This window comes from Streptomyces sp. P17 (assembly GCF_032436805.1).
Classification (GTDB): Bacteria; Actinomycetota; Actinomycetes; order Streptomycetales; family Streptomycetaceae; genus Streptomyces.
In genome coordinates this window covers 23,652-46,087 of sequence record NZ_JAVRBF010000062.1, presented here as the reverse complement: position 1 = coordinate 46,087, position 22,436 = coordinate 23,652, and the positions used below count along the sequence as shown (strand labels likewise).

Here is a 22,436-nt window from a genome sequence, read left to right as displayed (position 1 = left end):
AGCCTCTATCCGGACAAGAACACCCTGCTGCCCGCCACCGACGAATGATCGCCTACACCACGTCAAGGGACACGACCGACTCGCGGGTTCGCTGAGAAAACGACTCGATTGAGTGAGACGGGACAGTTACTGGACCGACCGAGGGTTGTCATGCGAACTATTCCGATATATCGTTGAGACATCGCGACAGATCAACGATGGAATGGAGTGATTCCCATGCGTTCCCATGGATTCGAACGTGGACACGGTGGTGCCGGCCGAGGTGGATTCGAGGGTGGGCGGGCCGCCTTCGGGCCCTTCGGCCCGGGCGGTCCCGGCTTCGGTGGCCCGGGCTTCGGTCCGGGGCACTGGGGGCCCAGGGGTCGCGGCGGTCCCAGGGGGAGGGCGCGGCGCGGCGATGTACGCGCCTCGATCCTGGCCCTGCTCAAGGACCGGCCGATGCACGGCTACGAGATGATCCAGGAGATCGCCGAGCGCAGCGGCGGGGCGTGGAAGCCCAGCCCCGGCTCGGTGTATCCCACCCTCCAGCTGCTGGAGGACGAGGGCCTGATCACCAGTGAGAGCGAGGGCGGCAAGAAGCTGTTCTCTCTCACCGAGGCGGGCCGTACGGCCGCCGACGAGGGCCCCGAGGCGCCCTGGGAGGAGGCCTCCCGAGGTGTCGACTGGGAGGTCGTGAACGACATCCGGCAGGCCGGCTTCGGTCTGATGGAGGCGTTCGGCCAGGTCTGGAAGACCGGCAGCAAGGAGCAGCGCGAGAAGGCGATCTCCGTGATCAACGATGCGCGCAAGAAGCTGTATCTGATCCTCGCCGACGAGGACTGACGGCCTCCCCGCCGCGAGAGAAGGGCGCCCCGCGGAGCGATCCGCGGGGCGCCTTTTCGTGTACGGCCGTCAGGTCACCAGACCGGCCAGCTTGCGCAGCGACTCGTTGAGGGCGGCCGTCCCCGAGTCCTTGAGGCGGCCCGCCATCAGCGACACCGCGGCGCCGGTGAACTCCCCGTCGATCCGCACCGTCGTCGCGTCCCCGTCCGGCGTCAGCGTGTAGCGGGTGGCGACGCTCACGGCCATCGGACCCTTGCCGCGCAGGGCCAGCACGCGGGCCGGCTCCAACTCCTCGATCGTCCACTCGACCTCGGCCGGGAAGCCCATCAGCTTCATGTTCTCCTGGAAGGTCCCGCCCACTTCGAGGGCTGTCGGACCGCCCTGCGGGAAGCTGGTGTGGGTCGCGTTCCACTCGCCGTACGCGGGCCAGTCCGTGAGCTTGGCCCACACCTTGTCGGCCGGTGCCCCGATCCGTGCCTCCGCGCTGACTTCGGCCATGCGACCACCCCTTCGTCTCGGGCTACGGTGTCGCGGAACGTAGCCGCAGGGCCTGGAACATTCAATAATGATGAACCGTCAGAAAGTGTGGAGACCGCCGGGACGAGGCTCAGGCGACCAGCCGTATCACCGCCGCGTCGAACAGGTCCCACGCGCGCGGGAAGGTGCTCTCGTCGTGACAGTGCCAGGCGTCCCAGAACAGGTCGGCGGGCAGCGCGTCCTCCGGGGCGTACACCCGGTAGACGTACTGTCTGCCGTCGACGGCCGGCAACGCCACCAGCCAGCACCTGCTCTCCATGCACCTGTTGGACGTACGAGGACGCGCCGTGGTTGCGCGCGGGGCGCGACTCAAGGCGGCGCGCGCCCACGGGGAAGAACGGCGTGATCTCATCCCCAAGGAGGAGATTCCGTACCGCCGGGTCCACTCTCCGTGGGACGCGAAGATGCATCCCTCCGGGGATGACCCGCCCGGCGGAGCCTGATGGGGTAAGGGTGTGCAACCCCGTATCCCCCGCCAACCGGACCCCGACCGGGCCGGAGGGCGCCCGGACAACGATGCCAGGCTCAGCGCCGAACTGGCAGCGGTGATCTCCGGTGCCCGTCGACGCGCGGTGCGGGACGCGGACCGCCAGGTCGACACCGCCCATCTGCTGCACTCCCTGCTGGAGTACGACCCCGAGGTGCGGGACGTCTTCGACGGCGCCCCCCAGATCGCCCGGCTGCTCGGCTATCTCGTCCAGCGCAGCATCGGCTACGGCCTGCGCTGGCAGGGCAGTGTCGAGGACTCCGGGGCCGTACCCGTGGTGACCGAGGCCGACGGCTTCTCCCCGCTGGCCGCGGGCGCGCTGGAGTTCGCCCGCGCCCGCGCCGCCCGCCGCGGCGACGAACCCGCCCGTGGCGTCGACCTGCTCGCCGCGATCGTCGTCGACAAGGAGGCGCGGGCCGTCGAGGTGCTCGGCCGCGCGGGGATCGACGCCGGTGAGGTCTACGCCCGGATCGACAGCCGGCCCGAGAGTTACGTCGGAGAAGGCTGACGCCGACCACCTCGTCCGCCGACCACCTCGTCCGCCGACCACCTCGTTCGTCATCCACCCCGTTCGTCAGCCACCCCTTTCCCCGTCCAGCCGTTGAGACAGGTGTCATCGGGGGTGACGCTCATGTCATCGCCTGTCATCATGTGCCGGTGCGTACGTCTCAGAGCAGTCAGGGCAGTCACGGCAGGGGGATGGGGCTCGGTCTCGCCCTTGCCTCCGCGCTCGCCTTCGGGGGATCCGGTGTCGCGGCCAAGCCGCTGATCGAGGCGGGCCTGGATCCGCTGCATGTGGTGTGGCTGAGGGTGGCCGGTGCGGCGCTGGTGATGCTGCCGCTCGCCGTGCGCCATCGCGCGCTGCTGCGCCGCCGCCCCGCGCTGCTCGCCGGGTTCGGACTGCTCGGCGTGGCCGGCGTCCAGGCCTTCTACTTCGCCTCCATCTCCCGTATCCCGGTCGGGGTGGCGCTGCTCGTCGAGTACCTCGCGCCCGCGCTGGTGCTGGGCTGGGTGCGGTTCGTGCAGCGGCGCCCCGTGACCCGGGCCGCCGCACTCGGCGTGGTTCTCGCGGTGGGCGGACTCGCCTGTGTCGTCGAGGTCTGGGCCGGGCTCGGCTTCGACGCCCTCGGCCTGCTCCTCGCGCTCGGCGCGGCCTGCTGCCAGGTCGGCTACTTCGTCCTGTCCGACCAGGGCAGCGACTCGGCCGACGAGGCGCCGGACCCGCTCGGCGTCATCGCCTACGGCCTGCTCATCGGCGCCGCCGTGCTGACCGTCGTGGCCCGGCCCTGGTCCATGGACTGGGCCGTCCTCGCGGACAGCGCCGACATGAACGGCACCCCGGTCGCGGCCGCTCTGCTGCTGTCCTGGATCGTCCTGATCGCCACGGTCGTCGCCTACGTCACCGGCGTGGTCTCGGTGCGCCGGCTCTCGCCGCAGGTCGCGGGCGTGGTCGCCTGCCTCGAAGCGGTCATCGCGACCGTGCTGGCCTGGGTCCTGCTCGGCGAGCACCTCTCCGCCCCGCAGATCATCGGCGGCGCGGTTGTCCTGCTCGGCGCCTTCATCGCCCAGTCCTCGGCGCCGAGCAAGGGTTCCGCGGAGCCGGTCGCCTCCGGCGGGGCGGAGCGGGAGCTGTCGGCCCGGGGAACGGCGACCTGAGCGCTCCGCCGGAATTGCCGTGCCGTGCCGTGTCGTCGTTCGGCTGTGGCGCCGTCGTGGCTGGTCGCGCAGTTCCCCGCGCCCCTTGGGGCGCCGTCGAACCGTGGCTGACTTCGCCAGGGGCGCTTGGCGCTCGCGTTCCAGGCGCCCGCTCGGCCCCTCGAAGCCGTTCAGGTCACTTGAGGTACGCCGGGATCTCCGTTCCCGGTGCCAAGTCCGGGTCGTCGATCGGCGTCTCGTAGCCCTTGCGCAGCGGGACCACTCCGGCCCAGTGCGGGAGGGCGAGGTCCTCGGGCTCGTCGTTGACGCCGCCGGTGCGGAGCTTCGCGGAGACCTCGTTCAGGTCGAGGCGGATGACGGAGGTGGCGGCCAGTTCCTTCTTGTTGGCGGGCCTGGAGTCCGCCGAGCGGCCCGGCACGACATGGTCGACCAGCGTGTCCAGCGCGATCCGCTTCTCCTCGGGGTCGGTCACCTGGTGGGCGAGCCCGTGCACCACCACGGACCGGTAGTTCATCGAGTGATGGAAGGCCGAGCGGGCCAGGATCAGCGCGTCCACGTGCGTGACCGTCAGGCACACCGGCAGCCCCGGGTCGGCCTCGGCCGTCATCCGCAGGGGACGCGAGCCGGTCGAGCCGTGGACGTAGAGCCGGTCGCCGACCCGCCCGAACAGCGTCGGCAGTACCACCGGCGCGCCGTCCCGGACGAAGCCCAGATGGCAGACATAGGCCTCGTCGAGTATCGAGTGCACCAGCTCCCTGTCGTACGACGCCCGCTGGGGGGAGCGGGTGGGGACCGTACGGTCGGTCGGCGTGTAGGCGGTCGGCTGCGACGTCGGCGGCTGGGTCCCCTGCATTGCGATCTCCATTGCACTAGTACATAATGTGGTTTGTGCTAGGAGAATATCGGATCACGGGCCGACGCGCAGCAGAGATTGCGGCCGGTATCGAGGCGGCGGTCGGCTCCGGGGAGCTGGAGCCGGGACAACTGCTGCCTCCCATGCGGGAGTTGGCGGTCGAGCTGGGCGTGAATCCCAATACGGTCGCGGCCGCGTACCGGACCCTGCGGGAGCGCGGGGTCATCGAGACCGCCGGGCGCCGGGGCAGCCGCGTGCGGCCCAAGCCGGCCACCACCGCGCGCGAGTACGCCCGGGAGGAGGTCCCGGCCGGAGTCCGGGACCTGGCGAACGGCAATCCGGACCCGGCGCTGCTGCCCCCGCTCGCCCCGGCGTTCGCGGCAGCGGCGGAACAGGGGGACCGGACGCCGGTCCTCTACGGCGACGACCCCATGGATCCGGATCTGGCCCGGATCTCACGCGCCGAGCTGGACCGGGACGGGGTCCCGGACGGTCCCCTCGTCGTCACCTCCGGCTCGCTGGACGCCATCGAGCGCGTCCTCGCCGCGCATCTGAAGCCGGGGGACACCGTCGCCGTCGAGGACCCGGGCTGGGGCAGCGTCCTCGACCTGGTCCCGGCGCTCGGGCTGCGCATCGCACCCGTGGGCGTCGACGACGAGGGGCCGCTCTGCGACGACGTACGCCGCGCGCTCGCCGCCGGGGCTCGCGCCCTGATCGTCACCGACCGGGCGCAGAACCCGACCGGCGCCGCGGTGAGCGCCACGCGCGCGCGTGCCCTGCGTTCGGTGCTGCGGGAGTACCCGGACACGCTGCTGATCGAGGACGACCACGGGCACGCCATTGTCGACGTCCCGCTGCACCCCCTCGCCGGCACCACCCGCCACTGGGCCTTCACCCGCTCCGCCGCCAAGGCCTACGGCCCCGATCTTCGTCTCGCGGTGCTCACCGGCGACGCCGTGACTCTCGATCGGGTGCGTGGTCGGCAGCGCCTCGGGCCCGGCTGGGTCAGCCTGGTCGTCCAGCGGGCCGTGGTCCGTCTGTGGTCCGGCGGTTCGGTCGACCCGAAGGCGGTGGCGGCGGCGTACGGCAGACGCCGTGACCTGCTCATCGGCGCGCTCGCCGACCGGGGCATCGCCGCCCAGGGCCGCACCGGCATGAACGTCTGGGTCCCCGTCCCCGACGAGACCGGCGCCGTCTCCCGCCTCCTGCACGCCGGCTGGGCCGTCGCCCCGGGTGCCCGCTTCCGCATGAACACCAGCCCCGGGCTGCGCATCACGGTCTCGACACTGGCGGAGGAGGAGACGCGGACCCTGGCGGACGCCATCGCCTCGGCCGTACGACCGGCTCCGGGCCGCAGCGGTGTCTAGGACGCGGCGCGCGCGGTGCGGTCGCCGTGGGCCGGAGGCGGCCCCGCGTGCGGGGCGCATCTGTTGAGCACCTGCCCGGGCTGCGCATCACGGTCTCGACACTGGCGGAGGAGGAGACGCGGACCCTGGCCGACGCCATCGCCTCGGCCGTACGACCGGCCCCGGGACGCAGCGGTGTCCAGGCCGTGCCGTCACATTCCCGGCTGCCGCGCGACTCCGACAGGGCCTAGAAGTGTCCTGAAGATCTTGCTTGGGCCGCCCCGATCGCCCAGGTTCGCCCGCAAAAGTCGATCGGGGTAATCCGGTGCAAGTCGGGCGGGTTTTCAAGATTTCTCAGTGGTCTCCTAGGACGCGGCCCGCGCGGGCTCCCGCGCGGTGCGGTCGCCGTCGGCCGGGACGGCGCCACGCGCGCGTGGACGTATCTGCGTGAGTGCCGCCCCCACCAGCACGATCACCGCGCCCACCGGCGTCGACCAGGTCAGCGACTCACCGAGCACGACCACGCCGGCCGCCGTCGCGATGACGGGGATGAAGTAGGTGACCATTTGGGCCGTCGTCGGGCCGACCTCGGCGACCAGGCCGTACTGGAGGAGGACCGCGACACCGGTGCCGAGGGCGCCGAGGGCCGCGACCGCGAGCAGGGGGAGCAGCGGGAAGTCGGTCGGGGACGTGGTGAACAGCGGGGTGACGACGGCCAGTTGGAGGGTGGCGAGGAGGAGCTGGGCGCCGGTCAGGGACAGGTTCGAGGAGGTGGAGCCGGCCAGGGTGCGGCGGACGTAGATCCAGCCGATCGGATAGCACAGGGACGCCAGCAGGGCCATGCCGGTACCCCGCGCGTCCATGCCCGTGAAGCCCTGCCAGGCGCCGAGGACCGTCAGGACACCGAGGAAGCCCACACCGAGACCCGCGACCCGCAACCGGGTCGGCCGGTCCTCGGAGAGGGCGACCAGGGAAAGCGCCATGCCCCACAGCGGTGAAGTGGCGTTGCAGATGCCCGCGAGCGTCGACGGGATCGTCAGCTCCGCGTAGGCGAACAGGGAGAAGGGCAGCGCGTTCAGCAGGAGCGCGGCGACCGTCAGATGCCCCCAGGTGCGCACCCCGCGCGGGAGCCGCTCCCGCCGTGCCGCCATCGCCACCGCGAGCACCGCCGTACCGAACAGCAGCCGGCCGAGCGTGACCTGGAAGGGCGCGTACCCCTCGGTGCCCACCTTGATGAGCAGAAAGCTGAAGCCCCAGATCAGGGAGAGGACGGCGAAGCGCAGCCGCCAGTCGAGCAGCGAACGAGAGCGGGTCATGGGATCAGGGTGCGGCACCATGATCTCGTAGCACAAGCGATATTTTGTCAGTCCTATCTCGTAGCATTGCTTACATGTTGAACCTGGAGCGCCTGCGCACCCTCGACGCCCTCGCCCGGCACGGCTCGGTCAGCGGCGCCGCCGAAGGGCTGCACATCACCACGTCCGCCGTCTCCCAGCAGATGTCCAAGCTGGAGCGGGAGGTCGGCCAGCAGCTGCTCGCCAAGAACGGACGAGGGGTCCGGCTCACCGACGCCGGGCGGCTGCTCGCGGAGCACGCGGCCCGGATCCTGTCGCAGGTCGAGCTGGCCCAGTCCGACCTGGAGGCGCAGCGCGGTCAGGTCGCGGGGGAGCTCAGACTGTCGGCGTTCCCGACCGCCGCGCGCGGACTCTTCCCGGCCGCCCTCGCCGACCTGCGCGCCGAGCACCCCGCGCTGCGGCTGCGCTCCTGCGAACTGGAGCCGGAGCAGGGCGTCGCCGGGGTGGTGCGCGGCGATCTCGACCTGGCCGTGGTGCTCGACTGGTACAACAAGCCGATGCCGCTGCCGGACGGCCTGGTCAAGGCGCCGATCCTGGACGACCCCGCCGATGTGGCGATGCCGGTCGACCACCGGTTCGCGGGCCGCGACGAAGTGGACCTCGCCGAGTTCGCCGAGGACGAGTGGATCACCTGGGGGCAGGGCGAGTTCTGCCACGAGTGGCTGATGTTCACCCTGCGCTCCAAGGGCATCGAGCCGATCGTCGGCCACCGCGCGGCCGAGACCCACACCCAGCTCGGTCTGGTCGCCGCGGGGCTCGGTGTGTGCGTCGTCCCCCTGCTCGGCCGTAACCCGATGCCTCCCGGAGTCGTCACCGTGCCGCTCAAGCAGCGCGTGCGACGGCATGTGTACGTCATCTGGCGCGCGGACGCCGACCGCCGTCCGTCGATCCGGGCGGCGGTCAAGGCGCTGCGGGCGGCGGGAGAGCGGGTCGGGGCCAAGCGCTCCGCGGGAAGTGCCGGGGCATGTCGCTGATCGTCCGCGGCGCCGTCGTGGCCGGTCGCGTCCCGCGGCGGAGTCGCATATCGATACGGTCCCGCGCCCCTTGGTGGGCCGCCGAACCGTGGCCGAGCGCGCGAGGGCCGCTCAGCGCGACCCCAGCTTTCTGAAGTCCCAGGACACAATCTTCTCCGGGGTCAGCCGCATCCACGCGTGCCGGCCGTCGTGCGGCATCTCCTCCAGACCGAAGTTCTTGCGCGCGAACAGCGTCTCCGGCACGTCGAGTTCGGCGCACAGCTCCCCGGTGCGCGGGATCTCGCCCACGAACTCCACGGTCCCGGACAGCTCGACGCCGCGCAGCTCGTCGTACTCCTCGCCCGTGTCGACCACGACGGCCACCCGCTGGTCGCGCCGCAGCTGGGTCCAACGCCTGCTGCGCACCACCGAGTAGAGCCACAGTGACGTGCCGTCCCAGGCGAACCACAGGGTGCTCACATGCGGTGCGCCGTCCGCCGACACCGTGGCCACCCGGCAGGTGCGCTGAGTGGCCAGGAACTCGTCCAGCTCACCCGGTGTCATCATGATCTTCCGGCCCCGGCGCTGAGTGACGGTCATGCGTCCCCCTCTTCTCCCACGTCGTGCCAGAGGAGATCCTCTGACATCACGTCAGAAAAGAATGGGTCGTCTTCCGTCCACGCGCAATGGTGGCTACTCTCGCCCGCTCCGGACCGCCTGCGACAAGGGGGAACCGTGCCGTCGTACGACCAGCTTCGCGAACTGCTCGATCCCGCCACCACCGTGCTGCTCACCGTCGAGTGCCAGCAGGGGGTGGTCGGACCGGCCAGCGCCCTGCCCGAACTCGCCAAGGAGGCCCGCTCCTCCGGTGTCCTCGCCAATGTGGCCCGGTTGGTGGCCGGCGCCCACGCCTGCGGGATCCAGGTGATCCACGCGATCGCCGAGCGCCGCCCCGACGGCCGCGGCGCGAACCGCAACGCCCGTCTGTTCCGCGCCGCCGAACGGCTCCCCGTCCAGCAGTTGTCCGGCACCACCGCGGTCCGTGTCGCCGCCCCGATCGAGGTCACCGAGGAGGACTTCGTCGTACGGCGGCTGCACGGCCTGTCGCCGATCCAGGGCACCGACGTCGACGCCCTGCTGCGCAATCTGGGCTGCCGCACCCTGGTGGTGACCGGGGTCTCGGCCAATGTGGCGATCCCCAACGCCGTGTTCGACGCCGTCAACCGCGGCTACACCGCCGTGGTGCCCACCGACGCGATAGCCGGGGTGCCCTCCGAGTACACCCCCGCCATGATCCGCCACACCCTCGCGCTGGTCGCCACGCTGACCACCACGGCCGACCTGCTGGCCGCCCTCCGGGTCAGGCCAGCGTGATCGACTCCCCGTCCACGGAGACCTCCCGCGCGGGCAGCGGCTTGGTGGCGGGCCCCTTCTGCACACTGCCGTCCTCGATGGAGAACCGGCTGTTGTGACAGGGGCAGGTGATGGCGCCGTCGGAGACACCCGTCACCGGGCACCCCTGATGGGTGCACTCGTACGAGAATGCCTTGAAGGTTCCCGCCGTCGGCTGGGTGACGACCACCTTGTGGTCGTCGAGGATCTTTCCGCCGCCCTCGGGGATGTCCGAGGTCTGCGCGACAACGGTCCCGGCGGACCCGGACGCCCCGGCTGAATCCTCGTCCTCCGACCCGCACGCGTTCAGCGCGAAGGTGAGGCCCACGGCGCCGACCGCCGCCACGACGGTACGGCGGCTCGGGGCCGCGACGGGGTGGAGCGGTTCGCTGGTCATGCCGGTCTTCCCTTCCACGGAGGTACGCCTTGCGCCCACAGGTACGGGCGGCGCGCGTCCGCCGTTCAGAGCGCCAGTAACCTGGGGCGATGCTCAAGGAAGTCATCGCGACCCGGTTCATCACGCCGCTGCGTGAGGGGGGCTCGCTGCCGGGACTCGTCGAGGCCGACGACCTCGGGACGTACGTCATGAAGTTCCGCGGCGCGGGGCAGGGCCGCAAGACGCTGGTCGCCGAGGTGGTGTGCGGGGAGCTCGCGCGCCGGCTGGGGTTCCGGATGCCCCGGCTCGTGACGATGGGACTCGACCCGGTGATCGGGCTCGGGGAACCCGAACAGCAGGTGCAGGAGCTGCTCAGGGCCAGCGGCGGCACCAACCTGGGCATGGACTTCCTGTCCGGCGCGCTCGGCTTCGACCCGCTCGCCTTCCCGGTGAGCCCCGAGGAGGCCGGGCGGATCGTCTGGTTCGACGCCCTGGTCAACAACGTCGACCGCTCCTGGCGCAACCCCAACCTGCTGATGTGGCACGGCGACCTGTGGCTCATCGACCACGGCGCCACCATGATCTGGCAGCACAACTGGCCCGGCGCCGAGGCCTCCGCGGCCCGGTCCTACGACGCCTCCGACCACGCCCTCGCCCCCTTCGGCCCCGATGTGGCCACGGCCGCCGCCGAGTTGGCGCCCCTTGTCACCGAGGACCTGCTCGCCGAGGTCACCGCCGAGATCCCCGACGCATGGCTGGCCGGCGAACCCGGCTTCGACACCCCGGACGACCTCAGGCGGGCCTACACGCGCCCGCTGCTGGCCCGGGCCGCCGTCATCCACGAGCGAATCGAGGGCACCAAGTGAGCGACGACCGCCACTTCATCAAGGGGGGCCCGAGCGACCGCGAGGTCTTCGAGTACGCCGTCCTGCGCGTCGTGCCGCGCGTCGAGCGCGGCGAGTGCATCAACGCCGGGGTGCTGGTCTACTGCCGCGCCAAGGGGTACGTCGGCGCGCGCACCCACCTCGACGAGACCCGCCTGCTGGCCCTGGACCCGGAGGTCGATCTGGCCGGTGTACGGGCGGCGCTCGGTGCGGTGGAACGCATCTGCTCCGGCGGCGAAGCCGCAGGTCAGGCGGGATCGGACGACGCGGGCCGCCGCTTCCGCTGGCTCATCGCCCCCCGCTCCACGATCGTCCAGCCCGGCCCGGTCCACACCGGCCTCACCACCGACCCGGCGGCAGAGCCGGAACGGCTCCTGGACCTGCTCGTACGGTGACTCAGGCGCGGCGGCGCTTCACCACGTAGCCGGCCGCGACGGCACCGCCGGTGACGAAGGCGATCCCGGCCGCGGTCTCCCACCCGCTGAAACCGGAGTCGGCGGCGCCGCCCAGGCCACCGCGGACACCGAGCGTCGGGCTGGCGGTGGCGGTGGGGGCGGCAGTGGCGGCGGGGGTGGGGGTGGCGGGCCTGACGGTACTGGCGGCGGTGCCGCGCCGGGGCAGCACCTCACAGGCGATGCCGTCGTCCGGCCCCTGGTCCTCGTCGAGTCCGTGCGGATCACTGGGGTCGCGGTTGTACTCGGCCTGTGCGTCCTCCTGGAAGGTGAAGTTGCGACAGTCCAGGTCCTGTGCGTGGGCGATGTCGGCCAGCGGCACGATCGCGGCTATGGCGATCAGCGTGCCGGCGGCAGCGGTGTGACGGCGCATGGTGCGCCTCCTTTCCGGCCACGGCGTGGCCCTTGGTCGACGCTAGGTCCGGCCTCGCACGGGGACGCGTGGAGAGGGGCCGATCGGGTGCCCCGGCCCGAGGAGCGCGGGAGGATGGCGGCTGCGGGGACCAGGTAATGGATCACACGTGGCGGGGTGCCGTTGACACCGCGTGTCAGGGCTTCTAGCGTCACGTCTGCTGAAGGTACTAAGCGGTCGCTCACCGATGAGCCGGCCGTGGAGCCGCACCCCCAAGGGCGAGGAGAAGCAGCCATGTCCACCACTGACCAGCGGGTCGCCGTAGTCACCGGCGCAGCGCGCGGTATCGGCGCCGCCACCGCCGTACGCCTGGCCGCCGAGGGCCGCGCGGTCGCCGTCGTCGACCTCGACGAGGCGGCCTGCAAGGACACCGTGGAGAAGATCACCGCGGCGGGCGGCAAGGCCCTCGCGGTCGGCTGCGATGTTTCCGACGAGGCGCAGGTCGAGGCGGCCGTCGCGCGTATCGCCGAGGAGCTCGGCGCGCCGGTGATCCTCGTGAACAACGCGGGCGTGCTGCGCGACAACCTGCTGTTCAAGATGAGCGTCTCCGACTGGGACACCGTCATGAACGTGCATCTGCGCGGCGCCTTCCTGATGTCGAAGGCCTGCCAGAAGCACATGGTGGACGCGAAGTTCGGCCGGATCGTCAACCTCTCCTCGTCCTCCGCGCTCGGCAACCGCGGCCAGGTCAACTACTCCGCCGCCAAGGCGGGTATGCAGGGCTTCACCAAGACCCTCGCCATCGAGCTCGGCAAGTTCGGTGTCACCGCCAACGCCGTCGCCCCCGGCTTCATCGCCACCGACATGACGGCGGCCACCGCCGAGCGCGTGGGCATGGGCTTCGAGGACTTCAAGGCCGCGGCCGCCACCCAGATCCCGGTCCAGCGCGTCGGCTACCCCGAGGACGTCGCGGGCGCCATCGCCTTCTTCACGGGCGAGGACGCCGGCTTTGTCTCCGGCCAGGTGCTGTACGTGGCCGGCGGACCGCTCGACTAGGGGATCAGAACATGACATCGGTGGAACTCTCCGGCAAGGTCGCCCTGATCACGGGCGGCAGCCGCGGTATCGGATTCGGCGTCGCCGAGGCGCTCGTCGCGCGCGGCGACCGTGTGGCCATCACCGGCAGGGGCGAGGACGCCCTCAAGGAGGCCGTCGAGCGGCTCGGCTCCGACCGCGCCGTCTACATCGCCGGCAAGGCCCATGACGAGGCCCACCAGGCCCTCGCCGTGGAGCGCACGATGGACGCCTTCGGCCGCGTCGACTTCCTGGTCAACAACGCCGGTACGAACCCGGTGTTCGGGCCGATCGCCGACCTGGACCTGAACGTCGCCCGCAAGGTGTTCGAGACCAATGTGATCTCGGCGCTCGGCTTCGCGCAGAAGACCTGGCACGCCTGGCAGAAGGACAACGGCGGCGCGATCGTCAACATCGCCTCCGTCGCGGGCATCGCGCCCTCGCCCTTCATCGCCGCCTACGGCGTCAGCAAGGCCGCGATGATCAACCTGACCCAGCAGCTCGCGCACGAGTTCGCACCCAAGGTGCGGGTCAACGCCATCGCCCCGGCCGTGGTGAAGACCAAGTTCGCCGAGGCGCTGTACGAGGGCCGGGAGGCGGAGGCGGCCGCTGCCTACCCGCTGGCCCGGCTCGGTATGCCCTCCGACATCGGGGGCGCCGCCGCCTTCCTCACCTCCGAGCAGTCCGACTGGGTCACCGGTCAGACGCTCGTCGTCGACGGCGGCATCTTCCTGAACGCCGGCGTCGGCTGACACACGTCGGGCCCGTGTCTCCCGGCGGGGGCACGGGCCCGAATCCGGACAGAGCCGGTCCTCACGTCCAAACCGCATGCACTCGCAGACCGTTGACAACGTAGTCAAAGGTTTATCGATCAAGAACCCTCGTGAGACACCGGTTCAATCGGCCAATCTCTGCGGTATGGTCTGCCGACCCTTGGTATGGCAGATCGAGGAGCGTGCGCGTGTTCAACCGGAACCGATGCCTGCGGCAGGTGGCGGCCATCGCGTCCATATCGTCCCTGATGACAGGATGCGGAATCCTCTCCTCGGACTCCTCGGAGGAGGGGGGGCCGATCGTCGTGGGCACCACCAGTGCGCCGAGCACGCTGGATCCCGCCGCGTCGTGGGACAGCTCCTGGGAACTGTTCCGCAACATCTACCAGACGCTGCTCAGTTACCCCGCCGGGGCGACCGTGCCCGAGCCGGACGCGGCCGAGAAGTGCGCGTTCACCGACAACACCAACACGGCCTACCGCTGCGAGCTGCGCGAGGGCCTGGAGTTCTCCGACGGCAGCACCCTGGACGCGCAGGCCGTCAAGTACTCGATCGACCGGATCCGGGACATCAACGTCAACGGCGGTCCCACCGGTCTGCTGGGCAGCCTCGACCGGGTCCAGGCGCTGGGCGACCGAGAGATCGTCTTCCATCTCAACAAGCCGGACGCCACCTTCCCGTTCGTGCTCGCCACCCCCGCCATGTCGATCGTCGACCCGGACAGCTACCCGGCCGACAAACTGCGCGAGGACGGCCAGGTCGTCGGATCCGGGCCCTACACGCTCCAGGCGTACGAGGACGGCAAGCAGGCCGAGCTGGTCCGCAACGACAGCTACGACGGATACGCGGAGCGCAAGAACAGCGCCGTCACCATCCGCTACTTCCAGGACTCGGGCGAGATGATCGGCGCGCTGCGCCAGAGCGAGCTCGACGTCGCGTTCCGCGGCATCGCGGCCGACGACATCATCAAGCTCCAGACGTACGAGGCGAAGAAGGACTTCCAGGTCGTCGAGAGCGCCAGCACCCAGATCAGCTACCTGGTCTTCAACCCCAAGGACCCCTGGGCCGCCAAGCCCGCCGTCCGCAAGGCCCTCGCCCAGGTCCTGGACCGTCCGGCCATCGCCAACAAGGTCTACAAGGACACCGTGGAGCCGCTGTACTCCATGGTTCCCAAGGGCCTGACCGGCCACACCACCGGCTTCTTCGACGACTACGGCCAGCCCAGCACCTCCAAGGCCCGGCAGATCCTCTCCGAGGACGGCATCACCGAGCCGGTTCCGCTCCAGCTCTGGTACACGACCGACCGCTACGGCTCCGAGACCAAGGCGGAGTTCGAGGAGATCAAGAGGCAGCTGGAAGCCTCCGGGCTGTTCGAGATCACCCTCAAGAGCCGCCCCTGGAAGACGTACGTCACGGGCTACCAGAAGGGCGAGTACCCGGTGTTCGGCCGCGGTTGGTCCCCCGACTTCCCCGACGCCGACAACTTCATCGCCCCCTTCGTCGGCGACCAGAACGCCCTCGGTACGCCCTACCCGGCCCCTGAGATCACCGGCGAGCTGCTGCCCCGCTCCCGCCGGGAGAGCGACCGCGCCAAGGTGGAGAAGGAGTTCGAGGAGGCGCAGAAGATCCTCGTCAAGGACGCCCGGCTGATCCCCCTGTGGCAGGGGAGGCAGTACGTGGCGGCCAACAACGACATCTCCGGAGCGGAGCGGGCGCTGGACCCGTCGACGATCATGACGATGGGCTCCCTGTACCGCAAGACCAGCTGGTAGGCCCGTCCTCGGGGCGCGTTGTCAGTGGTCGCCGGTAGGTTCTGTGGTCAGGAAGCGACGCACGTCGTAGTGACCGCACACCGAAGGAAGTTGACGTGACCGACATCGCCATGCTGCCCGAGTCCTGGCGCGGGGTTCTGGGCGACGAACTGCAGCAGCCCTACTTCAAGGAGCTGACGGAGTTCGTCGAGGACGAGCGAGCGAAGGGTCCCGTCTACCCTCCGCGCGAGGAGGTCTTCGCCGCGCTGGACGCGACGCCCTTCGACGGGGTGAAGGTCCTGATCCTCGGTCAGGACCCGTACCACGGCGAGGGGCAGGGCCACGGCCTGTGCTTCTCGGTCCGGCCCGGGGTGAAGACCCCGCCCTCGCTGCGCAACATCTACAAGGAGATGGAGCAGGAGCTGGGCCTGGAGGTCCCGGACAACGGCTATCTGATGCCGTGGGCCCAGCAGGGCGTCCTGCTGCTCAACGCGGTTCTCACGGTCCGCGCCGGTGAGGCCAACTCCCACAAGGGCAAGGGCTGGGAGAAGTTCACCGACGCCGTGATCCGCGCGGTGGCCGGCCGGCCCGACCCGGCGGTGTTCGTGCTGTGGGGCAACTACGCGCAGAAGAAGCTCCCGCTGATCGACGAGTCCCGGCATGCGGTGGTCAAGGGCGCGCACCCCTCGCCGCTGTCGGCCAAGAAGTTCTTCGGCTCCCGTCCGTTCACGCAGATCAACGAGGCGGTCGCGGCGCAGGGCCACGAGCCGATCGACTGGCGCCTGCCGAACCTGGGCTGACCTGGTGCGGGGCCGCTCCCTCGGGACGGCCCCGCCTCGCCGGGATTGTCAGTGCCTGCGGTTAGCGTCGGGGGCGACCAGGGCTGGTGAGGGTGTGGAGGACGCGGTGGCGGAGCGACAGGAGCGGACGGCGCCGGATGCCGTGATGACACGGATCGGGCAGGTCGTCATGTTGCATCACGCGGGGGACCGCGAGGAGGCCCGGCACCGCTTTCTCGATCTGTGGGCCGAGATCGGCGAGGACGGCGACCCGCTGCACCGCTGCACCCTGGCCCACTACCTGGCCGACACCCAGGACGAACCGGGCGACGAACTCGCCTGGGACCTCAGGGCGTTGACCGCGGCGGAGGAACTGACCGGCGACCGCCTCGCCGAACACGAGGGGGCGCTCGCGGTGCGGGCGCTGTATCCGTCCCTGCATCTGAACCTGGCCGCGGACTATGTGAAGCTGGGTCGCTCGGAGGCGGCGCGGACGCATCTGCGCCGGGCTCGTACGGCGGCCGACGCGCTCGCCGAGGACAGTTACGGGGACGGGGTGCGGGCGGCGATCAGCCGGCTGGAGCTGCGGCTGGGGGAGGGGGACTCCTCCAGTGGCTGGGGGCCGCCGAGACAGCGGCCCTGACGGTCAACGCCCGTACGTCCGCTCGCAGATTCTCGCCTCCGGGCTGTCCTTGCGCCAGCCGCCGTACTTCTTGCCCAGGGCGCACACATCCGTGTTCTTGCGCACCGACTCCGTGACGTCCGGGATCTCGACCCGGGAGCGCGGGGGAGCGGGGCGTTCTTCTGGGCGCGGGTGCGCCGGGCGCGGGTGGCTGCGGGGGGTCGGGGGCGGCGCGGGCGGGGCCGCCGGTGCGGGGGCCGACTGAGTGGGCCGCTGGGTCGCTGGTGGCTTGTGCTCAGTGCGGCGGGGTGGGCCGATGAGTTCCAGCGCCTCCTGGGCCGGCGCCTGCACGATCTGCGGCTCCGCCCGGCCGTCCTGCTGGGGCGCGGACGGCTGGGCGGGGGCCCGGACCGGCCCCGACACGGGCGGGCGCTGGACCGTCACACAGCCCGCGAGGGCCGAGACAGCCACGCTGACCAGGAGCGCTGTGGTGGTCGTCGTTCGATGCACCCGGGCAACTCTGCTGGTTCGGGACCTCTTCGGGACAGCGGACAAGCGCAGGATGCCCCGCAGGGGTGATCTCCGCCCTCGTACGGAGGCCGCGTGCCCGCCGAGGGTGACCTCAGTCGCCGGTGGACCCGTAGATGCGCTCGCGCACCAGGTCGGCATGGCCGTTGTGGCGGGCGTACTCCTCGATCATGTGCGTGTAGATCCAGCGCAGGTTGAAGCGCTCACCGGGCCGGCTCGTGCCCTTGGAGAGGTCGTTCAGGCCGAGCCCCGCGGTGTTGCGCCGAGCCCTGTCCATCTCGGCCTGCCAGGTGGTGTGCGCCTCTTCCCAGCTGTCCGAGTCGGAGAAGTGGAAGTCGCCGTCCCGGTCCTCCTCGGAGGAGTACAGCACTCCGAGATCCTCGTCGAGGAGGACCTCGTGGAACCAGTACCGCTCCACCTCCGCCATGTGCCGCACCAGCCCCATCAGGGTCAGCTCCGACGGCTCCACGGAGGCGGTCCTGAGCTGGGCGTCGGTCAGGCCCTCGCACTTCCACGCGAGGGTCTGCCGGTGGTAGTCGAGCCAGCCGTCCAGCATGGAGCGCTCGTCGGCGGTGAGGGAGGGTTCGAGGCGTTCAGTGGTCATGGGCGCATCCTTGCCCAACCCGCCCTGAGCGACCAGCGGTTTTACGGCGGTCCGAACATCCCGTCGAGCAACTCGCGCAGTCCGGCCCGCACCTCGTCCAGGCTCGGCGCCTCGGCGTTGAAGGAACCGGCCACGCAGGAGAACATCAGCCCGTCCGCCCACGCCACCAGCGACAGCACATGCCGGCCCGGGTCGGTCGATCCCAGCGCGGTCACCAAGGCGCCGAGCTGTTGGCGGAAGCGGGCGCCCGTCGCGTCGAAGTAGGCGCGCAGTTCGGGGCGTCGGGTGGCCTCCAGTGCCAGTTCGTAGCGGGCGAGGGTCAGTTCGCGGTTGTGGGTCAGGGAGCGGTGCGTCGCCAGGGCGAGTCCGTCCACCAGGGAGTCCCGGCCGCCACGCGGATCCGGCATCTCCTCAAGGGCCAGTACGCGCGCCTCGCGCTCGGCGAGCCGTCGTACCGCCGGCTCCAGCAGCGCCTGCGTCCGCGACCTGGCCGCCTGGCAGGGCGACGGGGGACTGCGCACCCCGTCCGGACGGTGGCTCTCGCGCACCGACGCCGCCGCCGTGGCGGAACGCTTCGGCGGCCCCCTGGTCCTGCTCCACCGGGCCACCCTCATCACCAGCCTGGCAGCGGCCCTCCCGCCGGGCACCGTCCGCACGGGCGTCACCGCGACCGTCGCCGACCCCGGCACCGATCCCGGCACCGCCGACCGCCTGGCCCGCGTGAACACCCCGGACGGTGAGTTGGAGGCCGAGCTGGTCGTGGCCGCCGACGGCATCACTCCGCCGTACGCAAGGCGCTGTTCCCGGACCACCCCGGAGCCGGGTACTCCGCCGTACGCAAGGCGCTGTTCCCGGACCACCCCGGAGCCGGGAACTCCGCCGTACGCAAGGCGCTGTTCCCGGACCACCCCGGAGCCGGGAACTCCGGGTTCACCACCTGGCGGGTCGTGATCCCCGTCCCCGGCGTGGAGTTCGCCTCGCACGAGACGTGGGGCCGGGGCCGTATCTGGGGCTCGCATCCGCTCAAGGACGGCCGCGTGTACGCGTACGCGGCAGCCCTGGCGCCCGCCGGGGAGCGCGCCCCCGACGACGAGCGGGCCGCACTGCTGCGCCGCTACGGCGACTGGCACCGCCCGATCCCCGAGATCCTCGCCGCAGCCCGCCCCGAGGACGTCCTCAGACATGACGTCCACCACCTCGCCGAGCCGCTGCCCGCCTTCCACCACGGCCGGGTGGCCCTGATCGGCGACGCGGCGCACGCCATGCCGCCGATGCTGGGCCAGGGCGGCAACCAGGCGATCGAGGACGCGATCGTGCTGGCCCACCATGCCGGTGATCTCCCGGCGTACACCGCGGCGCGGGTGCCGCGCACGACGGGCATCGCGCGCCAGTCCGTCAGGGTGGCCCGGCTCAACGTGATGACCAACCGTGCCGGGATCGCCGTACGCAACACCCTGATCGCCGCTGTGTCCAAGGCCGGACCCGCGCTCTTCCTGCGCAGCTTCGACGGCATCGCCGACTGGCGGCCACAGCAGCCGCCGTATGCTTCCGTCGTGTCACACCCAGGCACACCGTAGGGAGCACCAGTGAAGGTCGGCTGCATCGGACTCGGCGATATCGCGCAGAAGGCCTACCTGCCCGTGCTCGGCCACCAGGTCGGTGTCGAACTGCATCTGCAGACCCGCACGCCCGCCACCCTCCACCGGGTCGCCGACACCCTCCACCTCCCGGCGGAGCAGCGCCACACCGACCTCGACTCCCTGCTCGCCCAGGGCCTCGACGCGGCCTTCGTGCACGCGCCCACCGTCGTCCACCCGGAGATCGTGACCCGGCTGCTCAAGGCGGGCGTGCCGACGTACGTCGACAAGCCGCTGGCGTACGAACTCGCCGAGTCCGAGCGGCTCGTGGAGCTCGCTGAGCGGCACGGGACGAGCCTCGCCGTCGGCTTCAACCGGCGCTACGCCCCCGGGTACGCGCAGTGCGCCGACCATCCGCGCGAGCTGATCCTCATGCAGAAGAACCGGATCGGGCTCCCGGAGGAGCCGCGCACGATGATCCTGGACGACTTCATCCATGTCGTGGACACGCTGCGGTTCCTGGTGCCGGGGCCGGTGGACGACGTGACCGTGCGGGCCCGGACCGAGGGCGGTCTGCTGCACCATGTCGTGCTGCAGCTTGCCGGCGACGGGTTCACCGCTCTCGGGGTGATGAACCGGCTCAGCGGCTCGGCCGAGGAGATCCTGGAGGTGTCCGGGCAGGACACCAAGCGTCAGGTGCTCAACCTCGCCGAGGTGATCGACCACAAGGGGCAGCCGACCGTGCGCCGGCGCGGCGACTGGGTGCCCGTGGCCCGGCAGCGCGGGATCGAGCAGGCGGTGCTGGCGTTCCTGGACGCGGTGCGCGCGGGCAAGGTGCTCAGTGCCCGGGACGCGTTGGCGACTCATGAGTTGTGCGAGCGGGTGGTACGCGCGGTCCAGGAGCGGGCCGCCTGACCCTGAGGGTCCGTACGCCCTTCGCGGCGCACCAGGCGGCGAGGATCAGCAGCGCCGCCTTCATGGGCCAGTCGCCGAACCGTACGTAGGGCGTGGTGCCGTCAGAGAGCGGGACGTCGTACACCTGGGCCGTCTTCACGCTCGTGGCGAGCCAGGAGCCGACGCGCTGTCCGCTCGCGTCGTACACGGCGGACACGCCCGTCAGCGTCGAGTGCACCATCGGGCGGCCCGTCTCGGCGGCGCGCAGGGCGGCCAGTGAGGCGTGCTGTTCGGGGGCCCAGCTCTGCTGGAACGTCGATGTCGCCGACTGGGCGACGAGCACCTCGGCGCCGTCCTCGGCGAGATGGCGGCTCATGTCGGGGAACGCCGACTCGAAGCAGATCATGGGGCCTACGCGGAGGCTGTTGCCGACTGTCATCACGACCTGTTCGGAGCCGCGCCCCCGGTCCTCGCCGGCAGCCTTGCCGACCGAGGTCGCCCAGCCGAGCAGGGAGCGGGCCGGAACGTACTCACCGAAGGGGACGAGCCGCATCTTGTCGTAGCGGGCGCCCGTCAGGCCGTCGGGGCCGACCAGGACCGAACTCTTGTAGATGCCGGGCTTGTCGGAGCGTCGGGCGTCGACGTTGACGAGGATGTCGGCGCCGGTCTCGCGCGAGAGCGCGGCGAGCCGCGTCGCCAGGTCGGGGCGGCGCGCCAGGTCGAAACCGACGCTGCTCTCCCCCCAGACGATCAGGTCCAGGTCCTGGCCGATCAGTTCGCGGGTGAGCCGCTCCTCCGCAGCGAAGCGCCGGTCGCCGCTGTCGTCGCCGTGAATGACGCCCGGCTGGACCACGGCGATACGGGTCCGGCCCTCGGTGTCCGGTCGGGGAGACCATACCCAGACCGCTGAGGTGACGGTGGCCGTGGCGACCAGTCCGGCCACGGCGGGGACGCGGGCGCCGCGGACCGCGACGAGCGTGGCGACCGCGACATTGAGCGCCACCGCCAGGAAGCTGAGCAGCCAGACCCCGCCGACCGAGGCGAGCCGCAGCGCCGCCTCCACCTGCCACTGGCTGGCGCCGAGCATCCCCCAGGGGCCGCCGAGCCCCTCCCAGGAACGGACCAGCTCCACCAGCAGCCAGCCCGACGGCAGGACCGCGAGGGCGGCCGCGATCCGGCCGGGTCCTGGTGTCCCGGCGAGGAAGTGGCGCACCAGCCATCCCCACGGGGCCCACAGGGCACCGAGCAGCGCCGCGAGGACGAAGATGAAGACATGCAGGTTCGGCAGCAGCCAGTGGTGCATGGCCAGCATGAACCCGAGGCCGCCGCACCAGCCGTCGTACAGCGCCCGGCGTCCGGTCGGGGCGGTCCGCAGCAGGAGGATCCAGGGGACCAGGGCGACATAGGCGAACCACCACAGCGAGGGGGCCGGGAAGGCGAGCACGGGCAGGGCCCCGGCCAGCACGGCGACGAGTGACCGCCGCCACGGAGTGACGAGCCAGTGGCCGAACCTCTGCATACGCGCCTCCCTGCCCGTGGTCCCTCCAGTGTGCGCGCTGAGATCGATCCGGGAACAGAGCGCCCGTACCGGATCGATCATCGTGTCGCGGGCAGCCGCCGCCACTTCTCCCGTACGACGACCTGGCCGATCCGCCAGCCGTCGTCCGTGCGGGTCAGGCCGAAGGTGTAGCGGCCGCCGCAGACGAAGTCGGGGGCGGCCGAGCCCTCGCCGTCGTGGGCCAGGCGCATCGGGTTGACGTAGTCCGCCTGGACGTGGGCGGTGTCGCCGGTGTCCTGGTCCAGGATCCCGAAGCGGAGTCGGCGGTTGACGATGAGGTGCTGGCACATCGCGAACAGCCGCATGCTCTCGGCGAGCCAGTCGGCGACCTGCCGGGCGTCGCCCTCGATGCCGCCCGCCGAACGGTAGTCCGCGCGCCCGTCGGGGGCGAAGAGCCCGTGGTACGCGTCCCAGTCACCGTCGTCGACCGCCACCGCGTACTCGGTGATCAGACCGTCGACGGCCAGCCGGTCCATCACGGTCGCGAGCTCCACACGCTGCGTCATCGGCTCAGTGTTGGGCATGGGGCGAACGACGCCAAGAGGCGTGCGGCGACATCCCCTAGGCCGCCTCGATGACCTCACTGCGGATCGCGGCCGCCCATTCGACCACCAGCAGTTCGTACTCCGCACGCTCTTGCGCCGACAGGGTGCAGCCCGCGCGCACCCACAGGGCGCGGATCTGCTCGTTCACCTCGGCGGCAGAGCGCACGGAACCATGGGCTAAGGAATCGGGGGCCATGGCGCCAAGCCTAGGGGCAAGAACTGACACTGCGCTACCGAACGGCTACGCATCCCGTATGTGATGGGTC

At 71.2% G+C, this 22,436-nt stretch carries 30 protein-coding genes; 17 read left to right on the top strand and 13 right to left on the bottom strand.

The genetic code is table 11. The annotated features are described in order from the left end of the window. The first annotated feature begins 216 nt into the window (after window positions 1-216). Window positions 217-822, top strand: a complete 606-nt coding sequence (locus tag RMT89_RS32245) for a PadR family transcriptional regulator (protein ID WP_315887279.1) — start codon at window positions 217-219, stop codon at window positions 820-822. Between the two features lie 69 nt (window positions 823-891). Here RMT89_RS32245 and RMT89_RS32240 read toward each other — a convergent pair whose 3' ends face one another. Together RMT89_RS32240 and RMT89_RS32235 are read right to left on the bottom strand one after the other, a co-directional pair. Then, window positions 892-1,320 carry an SRPBCC family protein gene (locus tag RMT89_RS32240; protein ID WP_315887278.1) on the bottom strand — a complete coding sequence of 143 codons (429 nt, stop codon included), beginning with the start codon at window positions 1,318-1,320 and terminating at the stop codon, window positions 892-894. A 109-nt stretch (window positions 1,321-1,429) separates the two neighbouring features. Beyond that, window positions 1,430-1,618, bottom strand: a complete 189-nt coding sequence (locus RMT89_RS32235; protein WP_315887277.1) for a hypothetical protein — start codon at window positions 1,616-1,618, stop codon at window positions 1,430-1,432. Window positions 1,619-1,814: 196 nt separating this feature from the next. On the opposite strand from RMT89_RS32235, the gene RMT89_RS32230 reads away from it, so the two are divergent. Both RMT89_RS32230 and RMT89_RS32225 read left to right on the top strand, forming a co-directional pair. Beyond that, window positions 1,815-2,354 carry a Clp protease N-terminal domain-containing protein gene (locus RMT89_RS32230; protein ID WP_315887276.1) on the top strand — a complete coding sequence of 180 codons (540 nt, stop codon included), beginning with the start codon at window positions 1,815-1,817 and terminating at the stop codon, window positions 2,352-2,354. A gap of 143 nt (window positions 2,355-2,497) precedes the next feature. Then, complete coding sequence (locus tag RMT89_RS32225) at window positions 2,498-3,502, top strand: EamA family transporter (protein ID WP_315887275.1); 1,005 nt, start codon at window positions 2,498-2,500, stop codon at window positions 3,500-3,502. Between the two features lie 175 nt (window positions 3,503-3,677). On the opposite strand, the gene RMT89_RS32220 is transcribed toward RMT89_RS32225, so the two are convergent. After that, entirely contained in the window at window positions 3,678-4,355 is a 678-nt protein-coding gene (locus tag RMT89_RS32220; RefSeq protein ID WP_315887274.1) for a pyridoxamine 5'-phosphate oxidase family protein, read from the bottom strand. Between the two features lie 35 nt (window positions 4,356-4,390). Between RMT89_RS32220 and RMT89_RS32215 the strand changes: the two genes are divergently transcribed. Both RMT89_RS32215 and RMT89_RS32210 read left to right on the top strand, forming a co-directional pair. Beyond that, window positions 4,391-5,722: an aminotransferase class I/II-fold pyridoxal phosphate-dependent enzyme gene (locus RMT89_RS32215; protein ID WP_315887273.1), complete on the top strand. Its 1,332-nt coding sequence runs from the start codon at window positions 4,391-4,393 to the stop codon at window positions 5,720-5,722. 47 nt (window positions 5,723-5,769) lie between these two features. Then, complete coding sequence (locus RMT89_RS32210) at window positions 5,770-5,952, top strand: hypothetical protein (RefSeq protein WP_315887272.1); 183 nt, start codon at window positions 5,770-5,772, stop codon at window positions 5,950-5,952. Window positions 5,953-6,066: 114 nt separating this feature from the next. On the opposite strand, the gene RMT89_RS32205 is transcribed toward RMT89_RS32210, so the two are convergent. Beyond that, window positions 6,067-7,017 (bottom strand): DMT family transporter, encoded by a 951-nt coding sequence (locus RMT89_RS32205; protein WP_315887271.1) that lies wholly within the window; start codon window positions 7,015-7,017, stop codon window positions 6,067-6,069. 74 nt (window positions 7,018-7,091) lie between these two features. Here RMT89_RS32205 and RMT89_RS32200 point away from each other — a divergent pair, with 74 nt between their 5' ends. Then, complete coding sequence (locus tag RMT89_RS32200) at window positions 7,092-8,030, top strand: LysR family transcriptional regulator (RefSeq protein WP_315887270.1); 939 nt, start codon at window positions 7,092-7,094, stop codon at window positions 8,028-8,030. Between the two features lie 111 nt (window positions 8,031-8,141). Here the strand turns inward: RMT89_RS32200 and RMT89_RS32195 are convergent, their stop codons facing one another. After that, a complete protein-coding gene (locus RMT89_RS32195; RefSeq protein WP_315887269.1) occupies window positions 8,142-8,609 on the bottom strand; it encodes a pyridoxamine 5'-phosphate oxidase family protein in 468 nt (155 codons plus the stop codon). A 135-nt stretch (window positions 8,610-8,744) separates the two neighbouring features. Here RMT89_RS32195 and RMT89_RS32190 point away from each other — a divergent pair, with 135 nt between their 5' ends. After that, entirely contained in the window at window positions 8,745-9,383 is a 639-nt protein-coding gene (locus tag RMT89_RS32190; protein ID WP_315887268.1) for a cysteine hydrolase, read from the top strand. On the opposite strand, the gene RMT89_RS32185 is transcribed toward RMT89_RS32190, so the two are convergent. Continuing rightward, complete coding sequence (locus RMT89_RS32185) at window positions 9,370-9,798, bottom strand: Rieske (2Fe-2S) protein (RefSeq protein WP_315887267.1); 429 nt, start codon at window positions 9,796-9,798, stop codon at window positions 9,370-9,372. The two genes, RMT89_RS32190 and RMT89_RS32185, sit on opposite strands and share 14 nt — an antisense overlap. Before the next feature lie 89 nt (window positions 9,799-9,887). Between RMT89_RS32185 and RMT89_RS32180 the strand changes: the two genes are divergently transcribed. Next, window positions 9,888-10,643 carry a HipA family kinase gene (locus RMT89_RS32180; RefSeq protein ID WP_315887266.1) on the top strand — a complete coding sequence of 252 codons (756 nt, stop codon included), beginning with the start codon at window positions 9,888-9,890 and terminating at the stop codon, window positions 10,641-10,643. Beyond that, complete coding sequence (locus tag RMT89_RS32175) at window positions 10,640-11,056, top strand: DUF3037 domain-containing protein (protein WP_315887265.1); 417 nt, start codon at window positions 10,640-10,642, stop codon at window positions 11,054-11,056. The genes RMT89_RS32180 and RMT89_RS32175 overlap by 4 nt, the downstream gene beginning before the upstream one ends. Window position 11,057: 1 nt before the next feature. Here RMT89_RS32175 and RMT89_RS32170 read toward each other — a convergent pair whose 3' ends face one another. Then, window positions 11,058-11,486: an excalibur calcium-binding protein gene (locus tag RMT89_RS32170; RefSeq protein WP_315887264.1), complete on the bottom strand. Its 429-nt coding sequence runs from the start codon at window positions 11,484-11,486 to the stop codon at window positions 11,058-11,060. A 273-nt stretch (window positions 11,487-11,759) separates the two neighbouring features. Between RMT89_RS32170 and fabG the strand changes: the two genes are divergently transcribed. From fabG to RMT89_RS32145, 5 genes are all read left to right on the top strand, one after another. Continuing rightward, entirely contained in the window at window positions 11,760-12,521 is a 762-nt protein-coding gene (gene fabG / locus RMT89_RS32165; protein ID WP_315887263.1) for a 3-oxoacyl-ACP reductase FabG, read from the top strand. A gap of 11 nt (window positions 12,522-12,532) precedes the next feature. Continuing rightward, entirely contained in the window at window positions 12,533-13,291 is a 759-nt protein-coding gene (locus RMT89_RS32160) for an SDR family oxidoreductase (RefSeq protein ID WP_315887262.1), read from the top strand. A gap of 209 nt (window positions 13,292-13,500) precedes the next feature. Then, window positions 13,501-15,084, top strand: a complete 1,584-nt coding sequence (locus RMT89_RS32155; RefSeq protein WP_315887261.1) for an ABC transporter substrate-binding protein — start codon at window positions 13,501-13,503, stop codon at window positions 15,082-15,084. Between the two features lie 95 nt (window positions 15,085-15,179). After that, a complete protein-coding gene (ung, locus tag RMT89_RS32150) occupies window positions 15,180-15,863 on the top strand; it encodes a uracil-DNA glycosylase (RefSeq protein ID WP_315887260.1) in 684 nt (227 codons plus the stop codon). A gap of 106 nt (window positions 15,864-15,969) precedes the next feature. Next, the gene (locus RMT89_RS32145; protein ID WP_315887259.1) at window positions 15,970-16,485 is read left to right on the top strand and encodes a hypothetical protein; all 516 of its coding nucleotides are present in this window, start codon (window positions 15,970-15,972) and stop codon (window positions 16,483-16,485) included. 3 nt (window positions 16,486-16,488) lie between these two features. Here the strand turns inward: RMT89_RS32145 and RMT89_RS32140 are convergent, their stop codons facing one another. The 3 genes from RMT89_RS32140 to RMT89_RS32130 all read right to left on the bottom strand — a co-directional run bounded on the left by RMT89_RS32140 (window position 16,489) and on the right by RMT89_RS32130 (window position 18,210). Beyond that, window positions 16,489-16,974 (bottom strand): hypothetical protein, encoded by a 486-nt coding sequence (locus RMT89_RS32140; protein WP_315887258.1) that lies wholly within the window; start codon window positions 16,972-16,974, stop codon window positions 16,489-16,491. 112 nt (window positions 16,975-17,086) lie between these two features. After that, window positions 17,087-17,596 carry a DinB family protein gene (locus RMT89_RS32135; protein ID WP_315887257.1) on the bottom strand — a complete coding sequence of 170 codons (510 nt, stop codon included), beginning with the start codon at window positions 17,594-17,596 and terminating at the stop codon, window positions 17,087-17,089. Between the two features lie 41 nt (window positions 17,597-17,637). Further along, window positions 17,638-18,210: a TetR/AcrR family transcriptional regulator gene (locus RMT89_RS32130; protein ID WP_399498506.1), complete on the bottom strand. Its 573-nt coding sequence runs from the start codon at window positions 18,208-18,210 to the stop codon at window positions 17,638-17,640. Between RMT89_RS32130 and RMT89_RS46105 the strand changes: the two genes are divergently transcribed. From RMT89_RS46105 to RMT89_RS32120, 3 genes are read left to right on the top strand one after another with little or no spacing between them, the layout of a single operon-like run. Continuing rightward, window positions 18,158-18,547: a hypothetical protein gene (locus tag RMT89_RS46105; RefSeq protein ID WP_399498505.1), complete on the top strand. Its 390-nt coding sequence runs from the start codon at window positions 18,158-18,160 to the stop codon at window positions 18,545-18,547. The two genes, RMT89_RS32130 and RMT89_RS46105, sit on opposite strands and share 53 nt — an antisense overlap. After that, entirely contained in the window at window positions 18,544-19,173 is a 630-nt protein-coding gene (locus tag RMT89_RS46100; RefSeq protein ID WP_399498504.1) for an FAD-dependent monooxygenase, read from the top strand. Before RMT89_RS46105 ends, RMT89_RS46100 begins: the two co-directional genes overlap by 4 nt. Window positions 19,174-19,182: 9 nt before the next feature. Continuing rightward, a complete protein-coding gene (locus RMT89_RS32120; protein ID WP_315887255.1) occupies window positions 19,183-20,088 on the top strand; it encodes a Gfo/Idh/MocA family oxidoreductase in 906 nt (301 codons plus the stop codon). On the opposite strand, the gene lnt is transcribed toward RMT89_RS32120, so the two are convergent. The 3 genes from lnt to RMT89_RS32105 form a co-directional block, all read right to left on the bottom strand. Then, window positions 20,012-21,586 carry an apolipoprotein N-acyltransferase gene (gene lnt / locus RMT89_RS32115; protein WP_315887254.1) on the bottom strand — a complete coding sequence of 525 codons (1,575 nt, stop codon included), beginning with the start codon at window positions 21,584-21,586 and terminating at the stop codon, window positions 20,012-20,014. The genes RMT89_RS32120 and lnt overlap by 77 nt on opposite strands. A gap of 77 nt (window positions 21,587-21,663) precedes the next feature. Further along, window positions 21,664-22,131, bottom strand: a complete 468-nt coding sequence (locus tag RMT89_RS32110) for a nuclear transport factor 2 family protein (protein ID WP_315887253.1) — start codon at window positions 22,129-22,131, stop codon at window positions 21,664-21,666. 55 nt (window positions 22,132-22,186) lie between these two features. After that, window positions 22,187-22,366: a hypothetical protein gene (locus RMT89_RS32105; RefSeq protein ID WP_315887252.1), complete on the bottom strand. Its 180-nt coding sequence runs from the start codon at window positions 22,364-22,366 to the stop codon at window positions 22,187-22,189. Between the last annotated feature and the right edge of the window lie 70 nt (window positions 22,367-22,436).